The organism is Natrinema amylolyticum, assembly GCF_020515625.1.
Classification (GTDB): domain Archaea; phylum Halobacteriota; class Halobacteria; order Halobacteriales; family Natrialbaceae; genus Natrinema; species Natrinema amylolyticum.
In genome coordinates, this window is the sequence record NZ_JAIWPJ010000001.1 from 1,157,772 (window position 1) to 1,181,838 (window position 24,067).

The window sequence follows — 24,067 nt, forward strand, 5'->3', positions numbered from 1 at the left end:
GGGTGCGGGGCGATATCACCGTCCCGCCGGCGAGGGGACCGTTTTTGCCGCCGGCCGTCCACTGTCCGCGTATGGAAGTCCACCACGTCACCGAGGATGCGGAGACGTTCACCTGCAACGCGTTCCTCGCCGTCGGCGAGGACGGAACGGCGACGCTGGTCGACGCCGGCGCGTGGGAGGGCGTCGTCGACGAGATCAGGAGTCACACCGACGAGCTCGAGGCGGTTGTCATGACCCACCAGCACGGCGATCACGTCGCCCAGCTCGAGGCCGTCTGCGACGCCTTCGCTCCCGAGGTGTACGCCTACGACGATCATCCGACGCGGACGCAGGCGATCGGCGACGGAGACGCGGTCCGGATCGGCGACGAGGAGTTCGATGTCGTCTACACGCCGGGTCACGCCGACGACCACGTGTCGTTCGTCTCCGACTCGTCGCTGTTCTCCGGCGACGTCGTCGTCCACGACGACGGGGCCTTCGACTACGGCAGCTTCGGCCGGACCGACATGGCCGGCCAGTCCCGCGAGCGACTCATCGAGAGCATCGAGGACCTACTCGAGCGCATGCCCGAGGGCACCGAACACATGTACGCGGGCCACGGCGGCGTCTTCCACGGCGACGTCCGCGACGTAGTGACGACGGCGCTCGAGCGAGCCGAGAAGCGAGAACCGAAGTATCCGGACGAGCAGTGACCCAGCTCACGCGTTCCGACGAGTAGCGACCCAGTTCCTGCTCGCCGACACGACAGCGTCGCCACTCCGAAATAGCGACCGAAAGAAAACGGATCGGAACGGCCGATCCGCCAACGTCGATTACGCGGCGCGCGCTTCCTTCGCCTTGGGACGAAGCTTCTTGTATCCGCACTTCCGGCAGCGGTTGGCTCGCTTGGAGTTGCGAGCGTTACAGCGCATACAGATCATCTTCTCGAGCATCCGTTTCTCAGCTGCGTCGAAACTGGCCATACCCGCCCTTTGCCCGTGGTGCATTTAATCGCTATGGTCCGACCGCCGAGAGCGCCCTTCCGAGACACGTCGTAGAACGAACACTTAGGAGCGGGCGACGCGTACGGTCCACTGATGGCGACCGATCCGCTCGCGTGGACGTTCGGGCCGCACAACAGCCGGCTCTCTCGGATCGCGACGTACGCACCGTACGGGCTCGGCGGCGGGCTGGGCCTCGTGGTGGTGCTGAGCGGCGTGACGCTGGCCGCGCACGGGGCGTTCGACGAGTCGACGCTGGCAGCGATCCTAGTCTTCGCGCTCGTCGGTGGGCCGGCGTCGCTGCTCTACTGGTGGGCGCTCGAGAGGTACGGGTCTAGCGGGTCGAAATGGTTCGTACAGTACGCGGGTACGTCCCGGCTCACGAAACGGGACGTGTCCATTGCGACGGTCGTCGGCGCGATCCTCATCGCGGCCTCGATAGCCGTCGCGCCCGAACTACTGGCCCTACTGTTCGCCGTCGTCGTACTGTCGGTCGTCCTCGTCAGTCCGCTCGCGACAGCGGTCGCCCTCGAGCCCGACGAGCGGCGGCTGACGCTCGGCGACGACGCACAGTTCGGCGGCGAGTTAGTCGTAGACCTCGAGAACGTGACCGGCGTCCGGCGGCTGTCGCTGGGTCCGCTGTCGCGCTGGCAGGTCGTCGTCGTCCGCCGGGTTCACGGCCCGCCGCTGTTCGTCCCGGTCCCGAATCGACACGCCGAGACGTTCGATCGGGCCCTCGAGCGGGGGCTCGCAGCGACCCCGACCGCGGAGCCGAAATCGCCGGGGACGACGCGGCCGATGCGGATCGTCCTGGCGACTATCGGAATCGGGTTCCTCGCGATCGCGATCGGGCTCGCCGTCCTCGTCGCCCGGACGTGGCGAACGGGCGGCGGGCGTGCGGTCTATCCCATCGTGCTCCTCGTCACGTTCGCCGTCATCGCGCTCGGCTACGCCGGCTACGAGTCGTGGCTCGCGCGCCGCGCCGTCGCGTCAGACGAGTAGCGGATCCGTCCATAGACGACCCGCCCCTCCACCGTTACTCGACTTCCTCGACTTCCTCGTCTTCCTCATCGGCCAGATAGTCCTCCTGAACTGCGACGACCTCGCTCGAGTCCGCACACTCGCTGTACCGGCGCAGCGGTTCCTCGTTGAGCGTCAGGAAGGTCTCGCCCCAGCGGAACGGCTCAAGTAAGTCCTCGGCTCGCTCCCACTCGTCGAAGATGCAACATGCACCGGCGAGCGCCTCGACGGTGGTCAACCGGAACGGACGGCCGTAGTTGATCGGGTTCGCGGCGACGAGAAAGGGGAGCGCTCGGTGGACTCCGCGCATCTGAAACGACGCTTCCTCGGCGGACTCCCAGGAGCAATCGAGGGCCACCAGCGTCCCCAGTCCCTCCTCGAGATCGGCCGGTGAGAGCGCCTGCTCGGCGTGGGGGTTCAACACGACCCCGTAGGGAACCTGCCCCATCGACCGATGGAGGATCGCCTTATCGAACTTCTCGAGGCGACGCGCGGTACACTTCTCGGGGTCGTCGTCGCCCTCGTAGTACACGTGACACTCCACGCGAGGCGATACGGCCGGCCGAGAGAAAAGAACCCCGGAACGCGAGTCAGTACCGCCCGACTGTCCGGGAAGCGTTTTCCGCGCCCTGTCTGGCCGGCCCCCGTCGGAACACCAGCCGTCTGTCAGGAGGTGCCACGCGAGACCGCCGACGAAACAGAGCAAAGCGGGACCCAGCAAAACGAGCCCGTCGGGCCGGAGCGCGGCATCGGCCGCGAGTAACACACGGCCGATCAGCGAGGACTGATTCAGATATCGTATCTTCACAGCATTGTGACTGCTAAGACTGGTACTTCCCAACCGACGTAATCAGCTAAATCGTATCGACGAGTTGATCATGAGAAAGTCTGCGTCTGGATGTGTTCAGCATCCGTTTACAGCCGTCGTCCGACCGCGAAAGGGTGGGCGCGACCTGCCCGAACAGTTCACATTCCAGACGTTCTGTGGCTGGATTCGCCACGAACTAGAAGCAGAGGTAGCGCGGCGGTGGAAGATCGAGACGAACGTATCGGCGTCCCGACGCGTACGCTCCGGTCGCGGGCTGACGGCCAGCCCGCGACCTTGGGCCGGCGAGTCTTCAGTAACAGTACTCGTCAGAAACCGCTTTAACTCCCTCCTTCACGCTGAGGTCAACACTCAGTTTTCAGCGTGCCTAAATACTTTATACTCCTCACATCAAAATTAAATATGAAATATAATACAGAAAACTCGGTAGTTTCACCGGATGGATTGGGTCCTCGATTCGGCGTGCTCGTCGGCAGCTACGTAGCCGCGCTGATTGCGCCGACGCTTACTCTGTTCACTGTGGAGTATTTGGGCTTGCGCAGCAAAGTGCTTGCATTCGCCGTTCTAGGAACGATCGGTATTACTATCGGTTCCGGGACGGCATTCCTAACAACCGACAACGGACAAATAGCCTCTTGGCTGAACTCAGGTTGGGTAGCCTGGCTCTTCCCGCTTCTCGGACTCGTTCCAATAATGGCTTACCATTTTAGTGTCCTCGAGGTGGTCGCTGTCTATCTCATTGACCCGGCTTCCATCCCCGTGTCAAGTCTCGTCGGTGCGACTGGGTTCCTACTCGGGATTGTCGCAGCTGGGGCAGGTGAGATCGCCATACGAGCGGCTCGTAATCGGGTTGCGTCTTCCGCTATCGCATCCGAGAACGTCCTGATAGAATGGACTTCCAGGTGGCCGCGGGCTCACAAAATAAGAGTGCAGATATTCACCATGGTCACTGGATTGGTCCTAGTTGGGCTACTTTCATTTTGGCTTCCTCCACATCTGACTGTGTTAACTGCTCTCGTTGTCGTCGTCACAGTATCTAGTACAACAAACACAGTGCTGTCTGATAGAGCCTATAAGCTTACTCCGGCTGGGTTAGAGCTTCGTCGGAGTGGAAGTGGAAAATTGGTAACCTGGCGCCAATTTATACCAATGTCACAGATAAAATACGTTACAGTGTTGGAGAACCATGTAATATTACATCGATCCGGTCTTTTACCGAGTATTCGATTCGATCGAAACGATCTCCGGTTTGATGACGAAGAAATCATCAATAATCTCGGAGAATATCTTAATAGACGAGAATAAGGTGACACAGATCCGTCCCATAGCGTGATAACCCTGCCTTACGGAGCGTCTTCTTGCCCTGTGCTTTCGCCTCGTCGTCGCTATCACAAACTACGAACACGGAGACGATCCGGGAAGCACGATCATCACGATGTGAGAGGAGTTCTATGACACCCTCCATTGTCACGAAAGTCCCGAGCGACAGCGACGGGGGTCCGGTGGTCACGTCACACGTTCGCCTCGGCTCAGCCGCCCATAGAGTCGCACACTTTTGTCGGTCGCACCGAAACGTCGGGTATGGATTCGGTCGCTCTCGTCCGGCGATACTACGACGCGCTCGACGAGCACGATTACGACGCACTCGAGGCGCTCCTCTCGCCCGAGTTCGTCCAGCACCGGCCTGACCGGACGTTCGAGGACCGCGCGGCGTTCATCGCGTTCATGCGCGAGGGGCGACCGAACCCGGACACGGACCACGAACTCGAGTCGGTGATCGCCGAGGCCGACCAGGTCGCGGTTCGCGGCCGCGTGATCGATGACGGAGCGACGTTGTTCGAGTTCGCTGACTTCTTCGACCTATCGGCGGGAGAGATCCGCTGCCTCGAGACGTACTCGCGGTGATCGGTTTCGCGGTGGTCGAGCCGCCGATGTGAACGTGGGCAACAAATTTCAGGCAGGCTTCCCATTCGATCGCTATGGTCCACTGCCCGGACTGTGGAACGACCCTCGCCGAGGCGTCCGACATCGACTTCAGAGAAACCGACGCGGAGATGGGGTTCATCGCGGCGTCAAAACGTTTCTATACGGCGTCCTGTGCCGCCTGCGGCGCGACGATCGGCAGCGGTGTCGCCGGGGCGAAAGCCGGTGGAGGCGGAGGTGGCGCAGTGTGAGGACAAGAAATATAGTCCCACTATCATAACGCCGGGTATGGTCCACTGCCCAGAATGCGACGCGACCCTCTCGAAGAAGACCGACGTCGAGTTCGTCGAAATGGACGCCACGACCGGCTTCTTTGCGGCCTCGAAGCGGTTCTATCTCGTCGCGTGCAACGACTGCGGCGCGGCGATCGGCAGCGGCGTCGCCGGCGCGAAGCGGTAGGCCGACGCGACGTTCAGCCGGTGGGTCGCTCGGAACTCGCTCGAGTCACGCGGAACAGTTGTTCGGTCCGAGCTCGAGTTCGACCCGCTCTTCGGGCGGCAGTTCCCGAACGCCGCGGTTGCACTCGATGATTTCCTCGTAGTTCGACGGCTTCTCGCCGGCGTCGGCCATGCGGTCGACGAACTCGTTTTCCTCGAGTCCGAGCAGGTCGATTTCTGTCCGTGCGTCGCGGATCGTCGTCCGGATCGCCTGGCCTGGCGCGCCGTGCTCGAACTCGCCATCGGCGGTAACCGTGACGTGACCCGGCAGCACGACGACGCTTTCGGGCTCGGCCAGAATCGTTCGGTGGAGCGTCTCGTAGAGGAGTCTGGCTCCCCGCTGCCCTTCGTCGTCGCTAAATTCGAGTTCCGTCCGCCCAGTCGAATCGACGTGGAGCGTATCGGCGGTCAACAGCGCTCGGTCGTCCACGAGCAAATCGATCATCTCGCTCGTGTGGCCGGGCGCGAAAAGGGCCTTGATCTCGCGCTCGCCCACCTCGAGCACCTCGTTGCGCTCGAGCGGCGTGTACTCGTACTTGACGTCGCGGTCGCTGGCTCGCTCCCCGAGGTAGTACGGCACCGCGAGGTCGTCGGCGAGGTTGCGACCGCCGGAGACGTGATCGGCGTGGACGTGGGTATCGATCACGCCCGCGACCGTGAGACCGGCCTCCTCGGCCGCGACCGCGTACTCGTCGGTGTCGGCCGTCGGATCGACGACGACGGCCTCGCCCGTGGCCGCACAGCCGACAACGTAGCCCAGACACCCCTTCGCGCGACGCTGGAGTTGGACGACCGTCAGGTCGCCTCCGACGTCGACCGCAACGTGATCATAAACGCCGCTCCAGCCCTTCATTCCGCCGTCGACGGTCGCCACGTCGTACTCGTCGGTCGCCGACTCGAGGCGCGTCGCCAGGTTGCCCGACGAGAGCCCCTTCGCACAGACGGTGATCACGCGCTCGGTGTCGCCGACGACGTCTCGGAGCTCCTCGAGGCGACCGTCGAGCTCCGCGTCCGGGTCGAAGGGGAAGTTGACCGCCTCCGGGATGTGCCAAGCGTCGTAGCTGTCGGCGGGACGGGTATCGAGGAGGACGAAATCCGCGTCTTCGTCCCGCAGTTCCGCGAGCCGATCGGCGGAGAACGTGGTGACCATATGCGTCCCTACGATCACGGTTCACGTAAAATCACGAGCGACCGGTGAGCGAAGCCGGAGCGTTCATTTAACTGATATGGGCTCGAAGGGGTCGGTATGGCCCTCTCCGATTTCGTCGCCGCCGTCGTCGCCGTCCTCCGCCGCCGCCCGGGCGACCTCCTTCCGATGTACGTCCTCGGCGTCGCGATCACCGCGATCGTACGCGTCGTCCCCTTCGCTGCGATCGGCGTCGCCTACCTCTATCTCGCGACGACCGGTCGGCTGGACGCGATTCGGACCCAGCTGGCCGACCTGGATCCCCCGCCGACCGATCCGACCGCCGATCCCGAGGAGTTCGACGCGTGGGCCAGCGGCCTCGAGCCGGTCTTCGATCAAGTACTGACACCACCGCTGCTCGCCCTCGCTGCGGTGACGGTGGTCGTCAGCGTCGCGCTGTTCGTCCTGCTGTCGGCCGCCGTCTCCGCGGGACAGCTCGCGACCTGTTACGGCCGGTTGCGAAACGACCGTGGGCTCGTGGCCGGGCTCGCGGGAGCCCGCCGCTACTGGCTGCGGTTTCTCGGACTCTTCGCGCTCGAGTTCCTCTGCTGGGGCGTCGTGCTCGGCACCGTCGGGATCGGGGCCGCGCTGTTGGCCGGCGCGGTTTCGCTCGCGACCGGGTCGACAGCGGGGTCCGTTTTGGTCGCCCTGCTCGCGGGTCTCGTGGCGGTCGTCCTCCTCGTCGTCGTTCGGGCGCTGTTCGCGTTCGCGCCGGTCGCGATCGTCATCGACGACGCGGGCGTCTTCGAATCGGTCCGAAGCGCCGGCGGATTCGTCCGCGCACAGCCGGTGGAGGCGGTCTTCTACTACGTCATCGCGCTCCTGTCGATCATCGGGCTGTCGACGGTCACCGGCCTGCTCTCGCTCGTCGACGTCGTCACGGCCGGCTCGCTGCTCTCGGTGTTGGTCCTCCTTCCGGCACTGGATCTGCTGAAAACGGCCGTCTACTGCGACTATCGTGAGAGACTGAGACCGCCGGACTCACCGACGGGTTCGCTTCGCGGCCAGCTCTGGGCCGGACTCCGCCGCGGCTGGGCCGAAATGACGTCGTTCATTCGGACGACGCCGGGAACGCACGCCCTCGTCGTCGCCCTCGGCGTCCTCGGGTTCTGGATCGGCTGGGCGGCCGCCGGCTCCTACGTCGGGGCGTTCGAGACGTCGATCTCGGCCCGCCTCGTCGGCTGGCTCCCGCCGGCGATGGCGGTCGAACTGTTCGGCAACAACTGGCTGGTCGCGCTCACGACGGCCTACGCCGGTATCGCCCTCGCGATCCCGGCGATCGTCTCGTTACTGTTCAACGGCGTCGCCCTGGGGATCACCGCTCGCCTCGAGGTCGATCCGACCGAACTCGTCGCCTTCGTCGTCCCCCACGGTATCATCGAGATTCCGGCGATCCTCGTCGCCAGCGCGCTCGGGATCTCCGTCGGCGTCAGCGCCTGGCGGACGTGGCGGGGTCGCGCCGGACGAGCGGCCCTCGCGGACGCGCTCGAGCGGGCGTTCTGGGTGCTCGTCGGCGTCGGCATTCTGCTGGCGATCGCGGCCGTCATTGAAGCGTTCGTGAGTCCGTACTACTATCGGCTGTTCCTCTGATCGCCGCACGACTGCATCGCGGGCGATTATCGATACGCCGCGAACTCCTCACCGAACACCACGAAATAGGCCGTCCCGACCAGTCCGATCGCGGTCGCGAGACCGAACGCGACCGTCGGATCGCCGGTGAACACCTGAGTGTCGGTCAACGGATTCGTAACCCCCTCCCAAAGCAATCCGCCGAGCGCGGCACTCGGGATCACAATCAGGTTCCGCAGGAGGTAGTACGCCCCCGTCACTCGGCCGCCAGCGCCCGTCTCAGCGGGGCCGACGATCAGCGCCTTATGCGCCGGCAAGCCCGCGAATCGCAGCCCGGAGAAAGCGAAGAGGCCAGCGAGGACGGCTGCGTCGGCGGGTGCGTTGATCAACATGATCGGGAAGATCGCGTAGACGGCGAAACCGAGCGCGACGACGGGCTTGAGACCGATCCGCTCGGCCGCCTTGGCGGCCGGCAGCATCGTCAGGAGGGCGACGAGCATCTCGATTCCGAGCAAGATTCCGAAGTACGACTGCGGCGAGAGGGAAACGGTGCCAATCGCCGGCAGGGACAGGGTGAGCCCGACCTCGAGAAAGCGAGTGACGACGATGACGAAGAAGACGTAGACCATCCCGTTGGCGAAGCGAACGAGCGTGTCGCCGATCAGTAGGGGCCGGAGTTCGTCCGGCATCGATCGGAGATCCGCCAGTAGCTGCGAGACGCCTTCGAACGCCTTGCCGACGTCGTCTTCCGGCCGATAGAGGACGTGCTGGACGACAGTTCCGAGCACACCGAAGGCGACCGCGACGAGCAGGATGAACTGAAACGCGGTGACGATCTCACCGTCGCTCGAGCCGAACGGATAGAACAGCGCCGCGGCGAACAGGGGGCCCACGAGAAACGCCGCCCGGCGGAACGTCTCGGTGCTCGCGAAGCCGGCGGCCAGCTGCGAGGGCGGTACCGACTGCTTGACGATGGCGAAGGTGGCTCCGAGCCCGAAAGACTTCCAGGCCTGTGCGAGGAGCAGTCCGAGAAAGATCGCGACGATCACCAGCGACGTCGGACCGATCGAGACGTCGGCGAACGCGGGCGCGACCAGCCAGATTCCGAAGCCGACCGTCGAGCAGAGGCCGAACGCGGTCAGGGCGTACCGCGACCCGATGCGATCCGAGATCGCCCCGCCCGGATAGGGGTAGACGGCGCTGATGACGTTCCCGAAGGACCCGAACAGGCCGATGACGACCGCCGACGCGCCGAGCGCCGACATGTACTCGGCCATATACCGATTGGTCATCTGGAAGCCGAGACTGAACGCGAACATCGCCGCCGAGAGGACGAGCACGTCCCGCTCGAGCGCGAGGAACTGCCGGAACGGGTCCAGGGGATCGGCCGCCTCGTCCGATCGCTCCTGTTCGAGGCTCATACGTCTCGGTGCGCAGCGGACGGGCTTGAAATTTGGTCCACCGGGAGCGTCGTACTCGACCGGTTCCGAACGGAATGACGTTCGCCGACGGCCATCGCGTTCGATGAGCCGCTCGAGACGGTATCGACCGACGGCCGTCCCCGGCGAGGTCGAGGACGGGATACGACAAAGGGAAGCGCTCATTAGCCAGTAGTGTGAGTTTCGGCACATGGCTTCGTGGAAACGGGATTTCGCCAGCGGACTGATCGTCCTGGTCCCGATCCTCATTACGCTCTACGCGATCTACTGGCTCTACGGCCTCGTCGCCGGTCTGACGCCCGGCCTCATTCTCGATCCGACCGCGCTCGAGGCGTTCATCCCCGGCGACAGCGAACAGGCAGTCCAGACCCGCGAGCAGGTCGCGCAGTTCCTCCGCGTGATCGTCGCGCTGACCGTTTTCATCATTCTGACGTTCTCCGTGGGCTATCTTATGCGGACGACCGTCGGGGGGCTCGTCGAACGGCTCGTCGACAACATTGCGAACCGCGTGCCCGTGATCCGCGTCGTCTACAACGCCTCGAAGATGGCCGCCGAGACGGCCTTCGGCGAGCAGGAATCGCTCCAGAAACCCGTCAAACTCGAGACGTGGGAGGGGCTCCGGATGACGGCGTTCAAGACGGGGAAGGTGGCCGACGACGGCCGCGAGGTGCTCTTCTTGCCGACCTCGCCCAACATCACGACCGGCTACGTCATCGAGGTCGAACCCGATCGAATCACCGAACTCGACGAGGACGTTGAGGACGCGCTGACGCGCGTGTTGAGCGCCGGATTCGGCGACGCTAACCACCGCGGCATGGACGCCGGCATCTCGATCGACGTGGTCGACGAGGCCAGAACCGACGGTGGGAACGGAGACGAGCGGACGAACGGAACCGACGGCGACTAACGAAATTTTGCTCTGCGGTCTATCGCGCTGGCGGCTTCGCCGCACAGCGCGATGTCCCTCGGCAAAATCCTCAAAAGAGCGCGTAGCGCTCTTTTGGACCTCGCGGAGCTTCGCTCCGCTCAGTTTCGATCAAAAGCACTCCTCCTTTCCACTTCGTTACGGGTCAGTCGTCGGCCCGCTCGCTCCCTACGGTCGCTCGCGGCAGGTGTCGGTAAACCGCCTGCCCTCCCCCGGGTTGCACACCTCTCGCACTGCTCGAGGCGCGCTCCCGGCCACGACAATCAGTTTTCGAGAGAACAGTACGACAACTTCGATTTGCAACCGAGGACCCTGTTTCGAGACCGCTCAGACTCGTTCCCTACCGGGAAATTGCCTTCACACGTCGACGTACTCGAACCACTCGTCGTACTCTTCGGGGGCCTGTTCGACGATGTCGAAGAACTGCTGTTGAATTTCCTCGGTGACGGGGCCGCGAGAGCCGTTCCCGATGACGACGTTGTCGACCTTTCGGATGGGCGTGACTTCGGCGGCGGAGCCGGTGAAGAACAGTTCGTCGGCGGTGTTGAGCTCGCCGCGCGAGATGGAGACGTTGTCGTGGACGGTGTAACCCTGCTCTTCGGCGATCCGAATGACGGAATCTCGAGTGATGCCGTCGAGGATCGATTCCGACAGGCCGGGCGTGTAGATCTCGTCGTCGCGCACGAGGAAGATGTTCTCGCCGGGGCCTTCAGCGACGTTGCCCTCCTTGTTGAGGACGATCGCTTCCGCGTAGCCGTTCCGGCGCGCCTCCTCGCCCGCGAGCATGCTGTTGACGTAGAGGCCGGTGGTCTTGGCGTTGGTCGGAATCTGGCTCGAGGCGTGTTTTCGCCACGAGGAGATCATCACGTCGATCCCGTTCTCGAGGGCCTCCTCGCCGAGGTAGGCGCCCCACGGCCAGACGGCGACGGCGGTCCGGGTGGGACAGTCCTTCGGGCTGACGCCCAGCGAGTTGTAGCCGTAGTAGGCGATCGGCCGGACGTAACAGGAGGGGAGCTCTTGGCGCTTGATGAGCTCTTTCGTCGCCTCGGTGAGTTCGTCCTTCGTGAACTCGATGTCCATGTCGTACGGTTTCGCGGACTGATAGAGGCGGTCCAGATGCTCTTCCCAGCGGAACAGCGCCGGCCCGTTTTCGGTGTCGTAACAGCGCGCCCCTTCGAAGACGCCCGACCCGTAGTGGAGTCCGTGCGTGAGCACGTGGATCTCGGCGTCGTCCCAGTCGACGAACTCGCCGTCCATCCAAATCGTGTCGACGTCCATCTCGTCGAATCCCATGATCGAGAGTGTTGAAAGCCACCGTACTAAGTGTTCGCGGTTTTCGGGAGCGAACGTCGGAGATCGAGGAGGAGGCCCACCGAGCGCTGCTCAGTCGCGTGTCGGCAGTCACAGCTCTCCGCCACCGACTGTGCCGGCAATCACTGCGATCCAGACGTGTTCTCGAACACGCCGTCGACCAGTCGGGTAACGCGATCGAACAGCCAGTCCGGGACCGTCGGCGAGATCTCCGAGAGGCGAAGCGGGGCCCTCGAGTCGATGGTTTCAAAATCTGCGTGAAATATAGTCGGCGACACTGCGTAGCCGGCGGTCGTCCGGGCCCTACTGGTCCGGTCCGTGGAACTCCTCGAACTCACGGATAGAGACGTACGCGCCGCCGTCGCCGTCCGGCATTATCGCGTACGACGTCGGGTAGTCGTCGGTCTCGAAGTACACACCCGGCGTTGCGACGTCCACTGTCGTCTCTTCCTCGAGGTCGTTCCGAAGGAAGTCGGTCGTAACCATCGGCTCGACGAAGTGAACCCTCCCTTCACCGTCCCCTTCGTAGACTGGGACCTCGACACGTTCTCCCTCTAGCTCTATCACCTCGGTGTCAGCGGGCTGCTCCGGGTCGATACTCGGATCGTACACACCGTAGACGTTCGTGTGAGTGAACGCTTCACCGTGGAACTCCGGAGCCGTCTCGTCGAGCAGGTGTTCCCCCATCCTTTCGACGATGAGCCGATGCTCCTCGAACATGTACCCCTCCGGGAACTGGTCCGCGGGAACGTCGTAGTCGGCCAGACCGACGAAGGGGAGCGGCGTGGACTCGAGCGGCCCCCCACTGATTCCCTCGACGATGTCTTCGGCCATCATGTAGAAGTGGAAGTCGAAGTGCGGAACGTCGTAGATGCCCGGCGGTGCATGGCCCTGAGGGTTGTAGTGGAAACCCACGTAGGTGAACTGATGGAGGTCGATATCGACTCCGTCGTCTGTCTCTTTCGGGAAGTGGAGATGTGTCGCGCTCTCCTCCTCGTCGAACGCCATCAGCGCGTCGCCGCCGACGTGGACGCCCAGCGACGAGAGTCGCCCTTCCCGGTCGGTGGTCGCGTACGTCCGGACGCCCCCGTCCGTGTCCGATTCACCCCAGTGGACGTCGTGATCCGCCGGCGTCGGGAGTTCCGACGGGACCGAGTCGCGCCGGGATCCGTCGACCGTTCCGGTTACGAGCGCTCCACCCGCCAGTACAGCCGTCGTCTGCAGGAACAGTCGTCGATCGATGCCGTCGATATGCCGTTTCGTTTTTTGCCTCGGTGTCATTGTCTCGGTTCTCGATTCGGTCGTGATCGGTCGAAACGACGCTACGCCTTGACGGTTCGTTCCCCGAACGGTTCGAGGTCCGCTTCGAACTCGGAGACGGTGGTACTATCCGAGAAGACGCCCAGGAACCGGGCCGTCACGTCACCGGTATTGCGGAACCCGTGCGGAGCCATCGGCGGAATAACCGCCAGGTCGCCGGCACTGATGGTTCCCGTCGCGTCCCCAGTCCAGGCCTCGACTTCGTCGCCATCGAGACAGATGATGAGTTCCTCGGGGCTGTCCGTGTGGGTCCCGAGTTCCTTCCCAGGTTCGATCTCGAAGTAGACGACGTTGTGGCCACCCTCGAGTTCCATCCCGGTCGTCGCTGGGAACGCCGGTGAGAACGGGAAGTTCACGTTCACGTTCATCTCCGAGTCCGATTGCGTCACTCCAACGAGCTCGAGTTCGTCGAGGCTGAGTGTTTTGAGTTTGGACATTAGTATTGACTATTCGAGGTCGTTTCGATCGAACTGATCGTCGAGGCGCGTGAGTTCAGTCACCGGGAGGCCCGCGCGCTCGGAGTGCTCCGCGATGGCTTCCTCGCTCGGGGCGCGGTAGTGACAGTACGCGCAGTCAGTGTCGCCGTCCGTGTCTTCCAGCACGTCGGTACGGACCCACTCGACCTCGACGTCCTCCTCGCTGAGTTCCGCGATCGCCCGCTGAGACGCCGCGAGCGCCTCCTGTTTCGCTTCCTCGGTGGAGAGGTCTTCGTCCATCTCGCGCCAGATTCCGAAGTCGATCAGGTCTTGTTCTGACATGACCAGCTAGGGCTACGGCAGGATCGTACTTAGACATAAGGAGAACTACACTTCACTAGCTAATTCTAGTGAAATCCCGTTCACGAACTCGGTCTGTGGGTTCGTATTCACCCCCAATCGGGTCGAGAAACCGATGGACTCCTGATATCAGACTGACGGCTGTCCGTCGATACCGACGACGTTCATGTCGTCGTCCAGTGAAACGGTGAGCGTCGTCGCTTCACCCTCGACGGTGACGGTCACGCGGAACGGATCATCCGTGACGGCCGTCTGGAAGCGGGTCTGAAGCAAGTCGATGACTTCGTCGAAGGAGGGAGCGAGCACGTCGATTCCCTGGTCGTCGAGGAATCCAATTACGGGTGTGAGACTCATGACGAACGGTTCGATGGGCAGATTCTTCGCGAATCCGCAGGTATCACACCGCTGTTCTGCCCAAACGGGGAATCGTGTCCCACAGTGCGGACATGGTTTCCCCTCCCGAACCTGATGTGTCTCACAGACCGAAACCGACGCCGAGATGGAGCCCGCACACTCCCGACAGACATCGCGCATCATGTAGGCGATATCCAACATACACCGGTAGAATCCGGTTGCGAGTGCCTCGTCGGGGGTCCGATCCGTCAGCCCTGCAGCCGGGTAGCTCGAAAAGAAGACAGAGTCCCGTGGCGCCTTGTCGCCGAACATCCCGTCACACTCGGTACAACTGATCCGAAGCCACTGGTCCTCGTAGGTCGCCATCATGGGCGCGTCACACAGCGGACAGTCCTGCTCGAGGTCGGCGGAGAAGTCGAGGTCTTCCGCACCCGAGACGGCGATTACGGTTCTGGCGATCTGCTTGCCGGCACTGCTCAACCGGTACCCGTCGTCGGTTTGCCGAACGAAGTGGGGGGCCAGTTGCGAGAGGTGGTAGTTGAATTTCCCGTTGTCGTCAACGTCGACCTGACGACGTAGTTCCGAGAACGATATTGTCTCGGCGGTATCGGAGACGTCGTCGTATTTGTGGGCGGCATCGGCGTGCCAGAGCACGCGAATGATGTCTAACCGGATCTCGTTGCCCAGGATGGTAAAGGCCTCGTCCGGGGAAATACCGTCTAGATCGATTGCTGGTGTCAACCGGGTTCCAGCCATGCTAGCAGGGCCCACATAGAGATCAATAAACGTGTCCTACTGTTTTCAAATCAGACCGAACCGGTTGTAAGATACGCACGTTGATGCAGGACAGACCGGTTTGTAGCCGGGAGTTCGCACATCTGCATCGAGTCTGCTTCGGTAAGATCTAGTACGAATCTTCTACGACTCCGGCCGCTACTCTACTCGCTCGAGGACCTCGCTGCCCTCGAGGTAGGCGAAGCCGTGCCGATCGGCGTAGGCGCGAGCGTCGGCGGGAGAGAGCGCCGCGCCGGTCTCGTCGTCGAGCATCTCGCAGACGACGACGGCGGGCGAGCGGCCCGCGGCGTCGGCGAGGGCGACGCCGAGTTCGGTGTGGCCCTCGCGCTGGGCGAGCAGGTCGGGCGCGGCCTTAAGCAGGTGGACGTGGCCGGGGACCCGAAACTCGGCGGCGAACTCGGTTTCCTCGGGTGCCGCGGCGGCCTCGCCGAGCGCCCGGATCGTGGTCGAGCGATCGTCGTCGGTGATCCCGGTGTAGGTGTCGCGGTGGTTGACCGTCAGCGAGAACGACGAGCGCTCGTCGTAGCCGAGTTCGTGGTCGCCCGTCGCGGGGTGGTCGACCGCGTCGGAATAGAAGGGCAGGTCGAAGGCCTCCGCGACGTCGTGGCCGAGCGCGACGCAGATCAGCCCGCCGGCGTCGTTTCGCAGTCGGGCGACGGCCTCGGGCGTCACGCTATCGGCGTGGTAGATCAGGTCCGTCTCGCCCTCGCGGTCGGCCGCGTCGTGGACGAGGACCGGCTCGCCCGCGCGCAGCGACTCGAGGGCGCGTTCGAACGAGTTCACCGATGCGTTCGCGCTCGAGTTCGAGCCCGCCGCGCTGCCGTCGGCGTTCGACTGCGGGCCGGCGTGGTGACCAGTCATTCCCGATCACCCACCGAGACGGTGACGTGATCGCCGTCTTCGAGGGCGAGTTCCTCGCGGAGCTTGTCGGGGGCGATGACCTCGAGCTGGTCGTCGTCGTGGTGGGTGCGTTCGGGGGCGATAGTGTAGGCGTTCTCGTAGAGTTCGCCATCGGCCGTCTCGATCGTCGCGGGATAACAGACGGCGGGGCCGTAGGTCCGTTCGTCGGACTCCCAGCCGTCGATCGGGACGGGCTCGAGCGAGGCCATGGCGCTACGTCGACGGACGCTGTCCTCGCGGAGGTCGACGTTCAGCGTGCCGGGGAACGGCTCGTAGCCCAGCCGCTCCTCGAACTGGCGCTTGTAGCCCGGCAGGGAGATGTAGTGGCGGCCCTCGCCCATGCCGCTGGTGACGGTGCCCTCGAGTTCGACCTGGGAGTCCGTCTCGAAGATGCGACGGTAGTCCTCGTACTCGGCGTGGAGCGTTCGCTCGCCGGTCTCCGTGATCTCGACCCACTGACCGTCGCTGACCGTATCGCGCTCGAGCAGATCGGCGCTCTCGAGGCGCTGGAGCCGTCGCGAGGCGGTCTGGTTCGACGCGTCGAGGCGTTCCGCGAGGTGAGAACAAGAGATTTTGACGTCGCCCTCGAGTCCGCCCTCGAGTGCGAGGAGTTTGAGCACGGCGAGTTCGTCGTGCCCGACGGCGGACTCGGCTATCACTGACATACACCCACCTATTCTCTAAGCCGGTAAAAGCATATCGAATGTGGCATGCATCACGAAACCGTGACGGCGTTCACGAGAGTTTATCGCGTACTCGGACGTCCCGAGCCGAGTGGAAAAAGCCACCGGTCCGACGAATTCGGCTCACCGGATACCGCTACTGGTAGTTGATGGGCCCGTCCTCGATCGCCCGAACGTGTACGGTTCGATGACAGTAACAGTCGTCTCACCTTGCACAATGCAAGCCGACGGGCTTTGCAGCGGACCGTTGAGCGTTGAGGCGTACTCGCATGAAGCGTCTCCTCGAGGCCCTGTTCGGCCTAGTCGCGCTGACCGGTCTCCCGTATCTGATCTACCTCGGCGTCTACTATCTCCGGCGGCCGTCGGGAACGCCCGCCGAGACGTGGCCCCGAGAGCCCTCGGTGAGCATCGTCTTGCCGACCTACAACGAGGCGGCGATCGTCGAGTCGAAACTCGAGGAACTCGTCGAACTCGACTATCCGATGGATCGGGTCGAGATCGTCGTGGTCGACTCGAGCGACGACGGGACGGCCGATCTGGTCGAGACCTTCTTCGCCGGCCGTCGGGAACCGAAGTTAACGCTCATCCGCGAGGACGAGCGGCGGGGGTTGGCACCCGCACTGAACGAGGCTTACGCCGCCGCGGCGAACGAGGTCGTCGTCAAGACCGACTGCGACTCCCGGATCGCACCGGGCGCCATTCGAAGGGCCGCCGCGAACCTCGCCGATCCGTCCGTTGCAGCCGTGACCGGACGTAACGCGGAGGTCATCGGCGAGAGCGAGGTCGAGCGGGGGTACCGCGACATTCAGACGATGATTCAGGTCCTCGAGTCGCACATCGACTCGACGCTGATCTTCCACGGACCGTTCTCGGCGTTCGAGCGCGACGCGATCGTTCCGATCGACGAGGACTCGATCGCCGACGACAGCGAACTCGCCCTCAAAATCCGCCGCAACGGGGGCCGGGTCATCTTCGATCCGGACATCCACTACAAGGAAGCGGCCCACTCCGAGTTCGGCAAGCGCCGCGAGCAGAAGGACCGGCGCGCGATGGGGCTACTCCGACTCCTGTGGCGACAGCGCGACGCGCTCGGCCGGCACGGGGCCTACGGCCGCGTCGTCCTGCCCTTCAACTGGTGGTTTATGGTCGTCTCGCCGTGGCTCGTCGCGACCGGGATCGGCGTGGCGACGGTCGGCTCGCTGGCCGTCCTCGGGCCGCTCGGACTGGCGACGCCCGCCGGCGTCCTCGCGTTCACGGCGCTCGGCTCTCGCGACGCCCTCGGCCCGCTCCAGCCGCTGTACTCGCTGTTCGACAGCCAGATCTCGCTGTTCCGCGCGAGCGTCTCGCTCCTCCGCGCTCGCGCCAACGGTGACGAGGAGACCCACGACGGCACCTGGTCGCCCGACCGGGAGCTCCGGGAGGTGTTACAGTGACCGACGCCGACACCGACGCGGACGTCGCGATCCTCCACGACCGGTTCCCCGGCATCGGCGGCGGTGAGGAGTTCGCCATCGAGGCCGCCCGCGTCCTCGAGGCGCCGATCTACACGACCTACGTCGCCGACGGGACCGAGATCCCCGACGACGTTACGGTGATCCCGTTCCGGCAGGCGAAGTACACCTCGCTGCCGTGGCGCCCGTTCCTCGAGTGGAAAAACGAGGGGATGAACCCGCTCGAGACGCTCAACGTCGCACTCGATATGACCGACGCCCATCCGGACCTCGCGGAGTACGACGTGATCCTCGAGAGCGCACCGCTGTCGAAGTACTACGTCCCCGACGTGGGCCAGCGGATCGTCCACTATCCCCACAGCCCGCCGCGGTGGCTGTACGACCTCTATCGGGACCGGCTCTCGTCGTTCGAGCTACCGTTCGTCGAGATCGGACTCAAAGCGTACGCGAAGGCGTGGCGAGCGCTGGACAAGGAGGCCAACGACTACGTCGATCAGTTCGTCGCGAACAGCGAACTGGTCCGGGACCGCATCCGGCGGTTCTACGACCGCGACGCCGCGGTCGTCTACCCGCCCGTGACCGGCGACTGGCGCAACGAGGGCGACGACGGCTACTTCGTCACGTGGTCCCGGCTCGCCCCCGAGAAGCGGATCGATCTGATCGCGAAGGCGTTCGCGGGGCTCGACGAGCGCCTCGTGATCGCCGGCGACGGGGAGCAACGGGAGCGTCTCGAGGCCTTCGCCGAAAACTACGACAACATCGAGGTCCGGGGCTACGTCGAGGACATCGAGTCGCTGGTCGCCCGGGCCACCGCCGTCGTCTACGCCCCCAAGCAGGAGGACTTCGGCCTCGTCGGGGCCGAGGCCATGATGGCCGGCAAACCACTGCTCGGCGTCGATGAGGGGTTCACGCGGTACCAGGTCCGGGAGGGACGGACCGGGCTGTGCTTCGAGCCGACCGTCGAATCGATCCGCGAGACGGTTCGCCGGTTCGATCCCGACGACTTCGACGCCGGCGAGATCCGCGAGGAGGCCCGGCGCTACGAGTACAACCGCTTCGCAGCGGGGCTGCGCGAGGTCGTCGCCGAGACGGCGGCCATCGATGCCTCACCGGAACCGGAGCGAGAAGCGGAATCCGCGGACGACGCTCGAGGATCCGGACAACAGCGTGCCGAGGGGGTGCCCGATCAGTGACGGCGAGGACGACTGCTCGCGACCGGGACGGCGACTCGACAACGCGAACGGAGACCGAGACGTCGCGTCCGCGGCGAGCGGCGACGAGCGATCGGTGTCTGCTCTATCAGAACAGCGACGCACACCCCGCACATCGAGTGTTCGCCGACGCCGTCGGCGCCGACCGTCGTCACTTCGAAACCGGGAGCTGGCCGCCCGAACCGGGCGGCAACACCGAGCGGACCATCGACCGGCTCCGAACCGCCGGGACGCTGCCCGCATACGATACCGTCATCGCGGAGGGGAGCGCGCCGCTCCAGACGGGGCTCGCCTACAAACTGCGCCACCCGAGGACGACGCTCGTCTACCTCGCCGCCGACGAGACGTTTTATACCCTGCGCCAGCGTCCGACACGATACGTCTGGCACGGGCTCAAGCCCCTCTCGAGTCGGCTGCTGGACGGCGTGATCGCGGTCGGCAGGGACGCCTACCGCTGGGGGCGACCGTACCTCGGCGACGTTCCGGTCGCGTACGTCCGGCCGCCGATCGCCGACGACAAGTACGAGCGGCTCGCCGCGCTCTCCCCGAACTCGCCCGCGAATCCGTTCACGATCCTCTCGGCTGGCGAGGCCAAACCCGCGAACGGCTACGATCGACTTGCTCGAGCGGTCGAGCGGTTCGCCGGGACTGTCGACGCCGACGTTCGATTGGTTATTCTCGGGGAGGGCCACGACGAGCGGCCGTACGCGGCGATGCCCCACGTCGTCACGCCCGGGTTCGTCGATCTGGACGCGTTCGCCGACTGGTTCGACCGCGCGAGCGTCTACGTCCAGTCGTCGCGGGGCGACGCGTTTCCCGTCGCCGCGCTCGAGGGGATCCTCTCGGGAACGCCGACGACCGTCACCGAGACGACCGGCGTCCGGGAACTCCTTCCCGCTCGACAGGTCGTTCCGCCGACCGAAGCGGGCCTGTTCGACGGGCTAGTGTCGTTCGCCGACCTGTCGCCCGCCGAGCGGCAGTCTATCGCGAGCGATCAGCGCAGTCTCGTCGCCGATCTGACCGAATCGAACCAGCGAGAGCGCTTCAGCGCCGCACTCCGGAAATTCACATGAGCGGAAATACCAGTCCGAACGTCGTCGTCCTCTGTCTGGACACCGTCAGGAAAGACGTCTACGACCGATACGCCACTCGCCTCCGAGAGATGGCGACCGTCCGCTTCGAGGGAATGCGGGCGCTCGGCGGCTGGAGCGTCCCGAGCCACGCCGGAATGCTGACGGGTTCGGTTCCGTCGGAAACGGGCGTCCACGCACACCAGCGGCGGTTCGACCCGATCGACGCCGAGGACACGTGGATCGCGCCCCTCGAGCGACAGGGGTACGAGTCGGTCTGCGTCACGTCGAACATCTACGCTAGCCCCGTCTTCGGGTTCGATCGCTTCTTCGATCGGACGGTTCCCATCTCGCCGAGCCGCAGACTCCCGGCGGGGATGGACGTTCAAGAACACATCTCCGATCGATCGACCGACGGCGCGGAAGCCTACGCTGATTTCGTCCGCGAAGCCCTCGCGCACGACCACCCGCTGCGCTCGCTGGCCAACGGCGTCCTGCTCAAACTGGACGACGTGAGCCGGAAGCTGCCGCTCGAGAAGCCGACCGACTTCGGCGGCCGCGCGATCGCTCGAGCCCTCGAGCGGGAGGTCACCGAGCCCGACGGACCGGTGGTCGCCTTCGCCAACCTCATGGACGCCCACGGCCCGCATACGCCGTTTCGCGGGTTGGACGACTCGATCCACGGCGTCTCGGCCGACTTCCACTCGAGTTCGTTCCGCGATTCGGACGTGAACGCCGCAGACGGCCTCGGCGAGTTCGAATCTGACGTCGAGCGCGTTCGCGGGCTGTACGCGGCGACGGTCGACTACCTCGACCGGATCGTCGCTGACCTCGTGACCGCGCTGGCCGCCGGTGACGACCGCGAATCCATCGTGATCGTGACGGCGGACCACGGCGAGAACCTCGGCTACGAGTCGGACGGCTACCTCATGAATCACATGAGCAGCCTCTCGGAGGCGCTGTTGCACGTTCCGTTCGACGTCATCGCGACCGGTGATCGCGACCTCGATCTCGCGGTCGATGATACTCGTTCTGACGAGCGGGGCGCAGTCGCCAGCGGCACTGCCCGCCCCGTCGACGTGGACGGACTCAGTTCCCACGCCGATCTCGGGGACGTAATCCGATCGCTCGCGGACGAGGAGCCGTTCGATCCGTTCGCCTTCGAGCGCGAGCGCGCTCGCGCCGAGATCGTCGGCTCCGGCTCCGGCATCCCGGAGGGCGAGGACGAGTCGTACTGGGACCGCGGCCAGCGGGTCGTCTACGAGGACGAGCGGAAGTACTATCGCGACCAGCTCGGTACCGAGGCGGTGTACGACGTCTCCGGGCCGCCGTCGAAGCAGGTCGAACTGCCCGACGAGACGGTGCCGGACGGGCTCTTCGAGTCCGCCTTCGGCGACTGGGTCACTGACGACGAGCACGATGAGGCGGCGTTCGCCGAGGAGGTAGACGCGGCGAGTCGCGCACGACTGGAGGACTTGGGATACCTATGAGAACGAATTCGCTTCGAACGGTGAACGCATGACGGAGACAACCCTGCTAGTCACGGTCGACTCGCTCAGGACCGATCACGTCCAGTACATGCCCCGAACTCTGGAGTATCTGGACGATACCCACGACGCCGCCTTCGCCACGAGCACCGCGACGCCCGGCAGCTTCCCGGCGATTATCGGCGGGGAGTACCCGGCCGGGAACGGCCTCGAGTCCGAGGCCAGCGTCGCCCACGAGTTCGACGCCCACGGCGTCGGGATCACGACGAACCACCTGCTGTCCGCGGAGTACGGCTACGCGGCCGGTTTCGACTCGTTCACGTCGCCGAAAGGCGGCGGCGAGTCACTGAAGGACAAGGGCGCGATCCTGCTCGAGCGGGGCTCGCTCCCCTACAAGGTCGCCAGCTGGGGCTACAACCGATACCAGCAGCTCCGGAGTTACGTCGAGGAGACTGAGAAGTCGTTCCGACCCGCCGACGCTGTCGTCGACCAGTTCCTGACCGAGACCGACGGCCGCGAGGAGTGGTTCGGCTGGCTGCACTTCATGGAACCGCACCACCCCTACGACCCCGACGGTGCGACCATCGGTCGGGCGAAAGCCCAGCGGGTCACCCGCCGCGTGCTCTCGGGTCGCGGCTCCGACGAAGACGAAGCCCTCGTTCGGGACCTCTACCGACGGGAGGTGAGCGAACTCGACGCGGCCCTCGAGTCCCTCTGGGACGCGATCCCCGACGGGACGCGCGTCGTCTTCTGTGGCGACCACGGCGAACTGCTCGGCGAGGACGGGCTGTGGGGCCACCCCGGCGAGATGCGCCCCGAACTGCTGAACGTTCCGTTCGGCACGCGGAACGCCCCCGATCTCGGGGACGTCGTCTCGCTGGTCGACGTTCCGACGATCCTGACGGGGACCGAACACGGCGTCGGCACGCTCGATCGCGAGGTCGCTTTCGCCGCCTACGGGGACCGGAAGGCCGCCATGACAGCCGACCACATCGCGACGGCGGACGGTACGTACCGACTCGACGACGGCGAACCGGTCGACGATCCCGGCCTCGAGCGGGAACTCGAGCGGTTCGATCCCGCCTACGTCGTCAAGGAAGACGCCCTGCAGGAGGATCTGGAGGATCTGGGATACGCATGACGGTCGTCGTCCTCGCGCTCGACGCGCTCGATGCCGGATTGGTCGACCACTTCGATCTCGACGCCGTCCGCCTCCAGTCGGGTGGCGAGATCGAGACGTTCGCGAACACGCAGGCGGTTCCGTACACGCCGGAGGTCTGGGCGACCGTCGCGACCGGGCTCGAGCCGGCCGAGCACGGGATCACGGGCGGCGGTACCAGCGAGTGGGAAAACCCCGCGCTCGACCTCGCGTCGACGGTCACCGGTCGCCTCGACGAGTCGACTCGGGGGACGCTCGGCAAACTCGTTCGGTCGCGGACCGGCACGCGCGAGCGCATCGGCGAGACGGACCGCGAGTCGATGTTCGACAAAGACGACGCGGTCGTTCACAACTGGCCGGGCGTCCACGACGGGCAGCCGCTTCAGCGGGCCTGGGACCTGATGAACGCCGTCGCGGAGGGGATGCCCCGCAGCGAGTTCGAGCGCGAACTGTTCGGGCTCTGCGCCCAGCAGTTCGGCTGGGCCCGCGAGATGCTCGCACACCCGGTCTCGATCGCCGGCGTCCACGTCCACACGCTGGACGCGGCGGGCCACGCCTATGCCGACGACGAGGCCGCGCTGGACCGCGCCTACGAGCGCGTCGGCGAGTTCGTACAGGAGGTCACCGCCGCTCTCGGCGAGGAGGACGAACTCCTCGTCGTCAGCGATCACGGCATGCGAACCGAGTTCTATCCGCCCGACGCGGGCGAGAAGCCGGCGAGTCACTCCTGGCGCGCGTACGCGAGTTCCACGGCGGACACATATCCGAAATCGGTCTACGACGTGCGACGCTGGGTGGAGGAACGCGCAGCGGAATCCGGCGCGGGCGCGACCGACGGCGACGAGGGAATCGACATGCCGACCGAGCGCCTGCGCGAACTCGGCTATCTCGACTGATTACTAGCACCGACCCGCTCGGCCGTCAGTCGGTGTCTCGATCAGTATCAATGACTTCCATTTCGTTCCTGCTGACCGACGATATGCAGTGGCGCGCGCTGTCCGCTGGCCGAACGTCGCGAGGCGCGAACACAGTGAGCGCCTCGGAAAGCGAGCGGTGACCGCAGGGAACCGTGAGCACAGTGAGGCCACGGACGATACTGCGCGAGGGATGAGCGAACGAGCATCGCGAGTGAGCGAATCGGCTGGGGTGGGTGTGGCGATTCACTGCCGCCACGATAGCAGGCTT

General features: G+C 64.9%; 25 protein-coding genes and 1 pseudogene. 15 read left to right on the forward strand and 11 right to left on the reverse strand.

The features are described from left to right. Window positions 1-71: 71 nt before the first annotated feature. Complete coding sequence (locus LDH66_RS05680; RefSeq protein WP_226480096.1) at window positions 72-692, forward strand: MBL fold metallo-hydrolase; 621 nt, start codon at window positions 72-74, stop codon at window positions 690-692. A gap of 120 nt (window positions 693-812) precedes the next feature. On the opposite strand, the gene LDH66_RS05685 is transcribed toward LDH66_RS05680, so the two are convergent. Continuing rightward, on the reverse strand, window positions 813-962 hold the full coding sequence (locus LDH66_RS05685) for a 50S ribosomal protein L40e (RefSeq protein WP_226480097.1): 150 nt from the start codon (window positions 960-962) through the stop codon (window positions 813-815). Window positions 963-1,076: 114 nt separating this feature from the next. Between LDH66_RS05685 and LDH66_RS05690 the strand changes: the two genes are divergently transcribed. Next, window positions 1,077-1,982, forward strand: coding sequence for a hypothetical protein (locus LDH66_RS05690; RefSeq protein WP_226480098.1), 906 nt, complete (start codon window positions 1,077-1,079; stop codon window positions 1,980-1,982). 34 nt (window positions 1,983-2,016) lie between these two features. Here LDH66_RS05690 and LDH66_RS05695 read toward each other — a convergent pair whose 3' ends face one another. After that, window positions 2,017-2,544, reverse strand: a complete 528-nt coding sequence (locus LDH66_RS05695; protein ID WP_226480099.1) for a DUF367 family protein — start codon at window positions 2,542-2,544, stop codon at window positions 2,017-2,019. A gap of 370 nt (window positions 2,545-2,914) precedes the next feature. Here LDH66_RS05695 and LDH66_RS05700 point away from each other — a divergent pair. The 5 genes and pseudogenes from LDH66_RS05700 to LDH66_RS05720 all read left to right on the forward strand — a co-directional run. Continuing rightward, window positions 2,915-3,076, forward strand: a pseudogene (locus LDH66_RS05700) (ISH3 family transposase); the annotation flags it as partial. A gap of 152 nt (window positions 3,077-3,228) precedes the next feature. After that, window positions 3,229-4,131 (forward strand): hypothetical protein, encoded by a 903-nt coding sequence (locus LDH66_RS05705; RefSeq protein WP_226480100.1) that lies wholly within the window; start codon window positions 3,229-3,231, stop codon window positions 4,129-4,131. Window positions 4,132-4,407: 276 nt separating this feature from the next. Then, entirely contained in the window at window positions 4,408-4,731 is a 324-nt protein-coding gene (locus LDH66_RS05710) for a nuclear transport factor 2 family protein (RefSeq protein ID WP_226480101.1), read from the forward strand. Between the two features lie 74 nt (window positions 4,732-4,805). Further along, window positions 4,806-5,000 carry a hypothetical protein gene (locus LDH66_RS05715; RefSeq protein WP_226480102.1) on the forward strand — a complete coding sequence of 65 codons (195 nt, stop codon included), beginning with the start codon at window positions 4,806-4,808 and terminating at the stop codon, window positions 4,998-5,000. Between the two features lie 37 nt (window positions 5,001-5,037). Beyond that, on the forward strand, window positions 5,038-5,208 hold the full coding sequence (locus LDH66_RS05720; protein WP_226480103.1) for a hypothetical protein: 171 nt from the start codon (window positions 5,038-5,040) through the stop codon (window positions 5,206-5,208). A 45-nt stretch (window positions 5,209-5,253) separates the two neighbouring features. On the opposite strand, the gene LDH66_RS05725 is transcribed toward LDH66_RS05720, so the two are convergent. Beyond that, complete coding sequence (locus LDH66_RS05725; protein ID WP_226480104.1) at window positions 5,254-6,396, reverse strand: MBL fold metallo-hydrolase; 1,143 nt, start codon at window positions 6,394-6,396, stop codon at window positions 5,254-5,256. 96 nt (window positions 6,397-6,492) lie between these two features. On the opposite strand from LDH66_RS05725, the gene LDH66_RS05730 reads away from it, so the two are divergent. Beyond that, on the forward strand, window positions 6,493-8,022 hold the full coding sequence (locus LDH66_RS05730) for a stage II sporulation protein M (RefSeq protein ID WP_226480105.1): 1,530 nt from the start codon (window positions 6,493-6,495) through the stop codon (window positions 8,020-8,022). A gap of 26 nt (window positions 8,023-8,048) precedes the next feature. On the opposite strand, the gene LDH66_RS05735 is transcribed toward LDH66_RS05730, so the two are convergent. Continuing rightward, window positions 8,049-9,422: an MFS transporter gene (locus LDH66_RS05735; RefSeq protein ID WP_226480106.1), complete on the reverse strand. Its 1,374-nt coding sequence runs from the start codon at window positions 9,420-9,422 to the stop codon at window positions 8,049-8,051. Between the two features lie 208 nt (window positions 9,423-9,630). On the opposite strand from LDH66_RS05735, the gene LDH66_RS05740 reads away from it, so the two are divergent. Beyond that, the gene (locus LDH66_RS05740; protein ID WP_226480107.1) at window positions 9,631-10,347 is read left to right on the forward strand and encodes a DUF502 domain-containing protein; all 717 of its coding nucleotides are present in this window, start codon (window positions 9,631-9,633) and stop codon (window positions 10,345-10,347) included. A gap of 375 nt (window positions 10,348-10,722) precedes the next feature. Here LDH66_RS05740 and LDH66_RS05745 read toward each other — a convergent pair whose 3' ends face one another. The 7 genes from LDH66_RS05745 to LDH66_RS05780 form a co-directional block, all read right to left on the reverse strand. Beyond that, complete coding sequence (locus LDH66_RS05745) at window positions 10,723-11,658, reverse strand: branched-chain amino acid transaminase (protein WP_226480108.1); 936 nt, start codon at window positions 11,656-11,658, stop codon at window positions 10,723-10,725. A gap of 321 nt (window positions 11,659-11,979) precedes the next feature. After that, window positions 11,980-12,957: a hypothetical protein gene (locus tag LDH66_RS05755; protein WP_226480109.1), complete on the reverse strand. Its 978-nt coding sequence runs from the start codon at window positions 12,955-12,957 to the stop codon at window positions 11,980-11,982. Between the two features lie 41 nt (window positions 12,958-12,998). Then, window positions 12,999-13,433, reverse strand: a complete 435-nt coding sequence (locus LDH66_RS05760) for a cupin domain-containing protein (protein ID WP_226480110.1) — start codon at window positions 13,431-13,433, stop codon at window positions 12,999-13,001. Window positions 13,434-13,442: 9 nt separating this feature from the next. Beyond that, a complete protein-coding gene (locus tag LDH66_RS05765; RefSeq protein ID WP_226480111.1) occupies window positions 13,443-13,754 on the reverse strand; it encodes a nickel-binding protein in 312 nt (103 codons plus the stop codon). Window positions 13,755-13,901: 147 nt separating this feature from the next. Next, window positions 13,902-14,882, reverse strand: a complete 981-nt coding sequence (locus LDH66_RS05770) for a DUF7351 domain-containing protein (RefSeq protein ID WP_226480112.1) — start codon at window positions 14,880-14,882, stop codon at window positions 13,902-13,904. 177 nt (window positions 14,883-15,059) lie between these two features. Beyond that, window positions 15,060-15,782: a 3,4-dihydroxy-2-butanone-4-phosphate synthase gene (gene ribB / locus LDH66_RS05775; protein ID WP_226480113.1), complete on the reverse strand. Its 723-nt coding sequence runs from the start codon at window positions 15,780-15,782 to the stop codon at window positions 15,060-15,062. Then, complete coding sequence (locus LDH66_RS05780; protein WP_226480114.1) at window positions 15,779-16,486, reverse strand: DUF120 domain-containing protein; 708 nt, start codon at window positions 16,484-16,486, stop codon at window positions 15,779-15,781. The genes ribB and LDH66_RS05780 overlap by 4 nt, the downstream gene beginning before the upstream one ends. A 287-nt stretch (window positions 16,487-16,773) precedes the next feature. Between LDH66_RS05780 and LDH66_RS05785 the strand changes: the two genes are divergently transcribed. The 6 genes from LDH66_RS05785 to LDH66_RS05810 are packed head-to-tail and all read left to right on the forward strand — an operon-like array spanning window position 16,774 to window position 23,778. After that, on the forward strand, window positions 16,774-17,937 hold the full coding sequence (locus LDH66_RS05785; protein WP_226480115.1) for a glycosyltransferase: 1,164 nt from the start codon (window positions 16,774-16,776) through the stop codon (window positions 17,935-17,937). Continuing rightward, complete coding sequence (locus LDH66_RS05790) at window positions 17,934-19,148, forward strand: glycosyltransferase (protein ID WP_226480116.1); 1,215 nt, start codon at window positions 17,934-17,936, stop codon at window positions 19,146-19,148. The genes LDH66_RS05785 and LDH66_RS05790 overlap by 4 nt, the downstream gene beginning before the upstream one ends. Further along, window positions 19,145-20,239: a glycosyltransferase gene (locus LDH66_RS05795; protein ID WP_226480117.1), complete on the forward strand. Its 1,095-nt coding sequence runs from the start codon at window positions 19,145-19,147 to the stop codon at window positions 20,237-20,239. The genes LDH66_RS05790 and LDH66_RS05795 overlap by 4 nt, the downstream gene beginning before the upstream one ends. Further along, window positions 20,236-21,726 carry a sulfatase-like hydrolase/transferase gene (locus LDH66_RS05800; RefSeq protein ID WP_226480118.1) on the forward strand — a complete coding sequence of 497 codons (1,491 nt, stop codon included), beginning with the start codon at window positions 20,236-20,238 and terminating at the stop codon, window positions 21,724-21,726. The genes LDH66_RS05795 and LDH66_RS05800 overlap by 4 nt, the downstream gene beginning before the upstream one ends. A 28-nt stretch (window positions 21,727-21,754) precedes the next feature. Then, window positions 21,755-22,864, forward strand: a complete 1,110-nt coding sequence (locus LDH66_RS05805; RefSeq protein WP_226480119.1) for a sulfatase-like hydrolase/transferase — start codon at window positions 21,755-21,757, stop codon at window positions 22,862-22,864. Next, complete coding sequence (locus LDH66_RS05810) at window positions 22,861-23,778, forward strand: alkaline phosphatase family protein (RefSeq protein ID WP_226480120.1); 918 nt, start codon at window positions 22,861-22,863, stop codon at window positions 23,776-23,778. Before LDH66_RS05805 ends, LDH66_RS05810 begins: the two co-directional genes overlap by 4 nt. The last annotated feature ends 289 nt before the right edge of the window (window positions 23,779-24,067 follow it).

Bases quoted from the DNA above. Each gene is read 5' to 3' on its own strand.
- LDH66_RS05810 (WP_226480120.1), top strand. From the start codon at position 22,861: ATGACGGTCGTCGTCCTCGCGCTCGACGCGCTCGATGCCGGATTGGTC.
- LDH66_RS05760 (WP_226480110.1), bottom strand. From the start codon at position 13,433: ATGTCCAAACTCAAAACACTCAGCCTCGACGAACTCGAGCTCGTTGGA.
- LDH66_RS05785 (WP_226480115.1), top strand. From the start codon at position 16,774: ATGAAGCGTCTCCTCGAGGCCCTGTTCGGCCTAGTCGCGCTGACCGGT.
- LDH66_RS05720 (WP_226480103.1), top strand. From the start codon at position 5,038: ATGGTCCACTGCCCAGAATGCGACGCGACCCTCTCGAAGAAGACCGAC.
- LDH66_RS05680 (WP_226480096.1), top strand. From the start codon at position 72: ATGGAAGTCCACCACGTCACCGAGGATGCGGAGACGTTCACCTGCAAC.
- LDH66_RS05725 (WP_226480104.1), bottom strand. From the start codon at position 6,396: ATGGTCACCACGTTCTCCGCCGATCGGCTCGCGGAACTGCGGGACGAA.
- LDH66_RS05780 (WP_226480114.1), bottom strand. From the start codon at position 16,486: ATGTCAGTGATAGCCGAGTCCGCCGTCGGGCACGACGAACTCGCCGTG.
- LDH66_RS05730 (WP_226480105.1), top strand. From the start codon at position 6,493: ATGGCCCTCTCCGATTTCGTCGCCGCCGTCGTCGCCGTCCTCCGCCGC.
- LDH66_RS05745 (WP_226480108.1), bottom strand. From the start codon at position 11,658: ATGGGATTCGACGAGATGGACGTCGACACGATTTGGATGGACGGCGAG.
- LDH66_RS05800 (WP_226480118.1), top strand. From the start codon at position 20,236: ATGAGCGGAAATACCAGTCCGAACGTCGTCGTCCTCTGTCTGGACACC.
- LDH66_RS05765 (WP_226480111.1), bottom strand. From the start codon at position 13,754: ATGTCAGAACAAGACCTGATCGACTTCGGAATCTGGCGCGAGATGGAC.
- LDH66_RS05705 (WP_226480100.1), top strand. From the start codon at position 3,229: ATGAAATATAATACAGAAAACTCGGTAGTTTCACCGGATGGATTGGGT.
- LDH66_RS05710 (WP_226480101.1), top strand. From the start codon at position 4,408: ATGGATTCGGTCGCTCTCGTCCGGCGATACTACGACGCGCTCGACGAG.
- LDH66_RS05740 (WP_226480107.1), top strand. From the start codon at position 9,631: ATGGCTTCGTGGAAACGGGATTTCGCCAGCGGACTGATCGTCCTGGTC.
- LDH66_RS05755 (WP_226480109.1), bottom strand. From the start codon at position 12,957: ATGACACCGAGGCAAAAAACGAAACGGCATATCGACGGCATCGATCGA.
- LDH66_RS05715 (WP_226480102.1), top strand. From the start codon at position 4,806: ATGGTCCACTGCCCGGACTGTGGAACGACCCTCGCCGAGGCGTCCGAC.
- LDH66_RS05770 (WP_226480112.1), bottom strand. From the start codon at position 14,882: ATGGCTGGAACCCGGTTGACACCAGCAATCGATCTAGACGGTATTTCC.
- LDH66_RS05805 (WP_226480119.1), top strand. From the start codon at position 21,755: ATGACGGAGACAACCCTGCTAGTCACGGTCGACTCGCTCAGGACCGAT.
- ribB (WP_226480113.1), bottom strand. From the start codon at position 15,782: ATGACTGGTCACCACGCCGGCCCGCAGTCGAACGCCGACGGCAGCGCG.
- LDH66_RS05735 (WP_226480106.1), bottom strand. From the start codon at position 9,422: ATGAGCCTCGAACAGGAGCGATCGGACGAGGCGGCCGATCCCCTGGAC.
- LDH66_RS05685 (WP_226480097.1), bottom strand. From the start codon at position 962: ATGGCCAGTTTCGACGCAGCTGAGAAACGGATGCTCGAGAAGATGATC.
- LDH66_RS05690 (WP_226480098.1), top strand. From the start codon at position 1,077: ATGGCGACCGATCCGCTCGCGTGGACGTTCGGGCCGCACAACAGCCGG.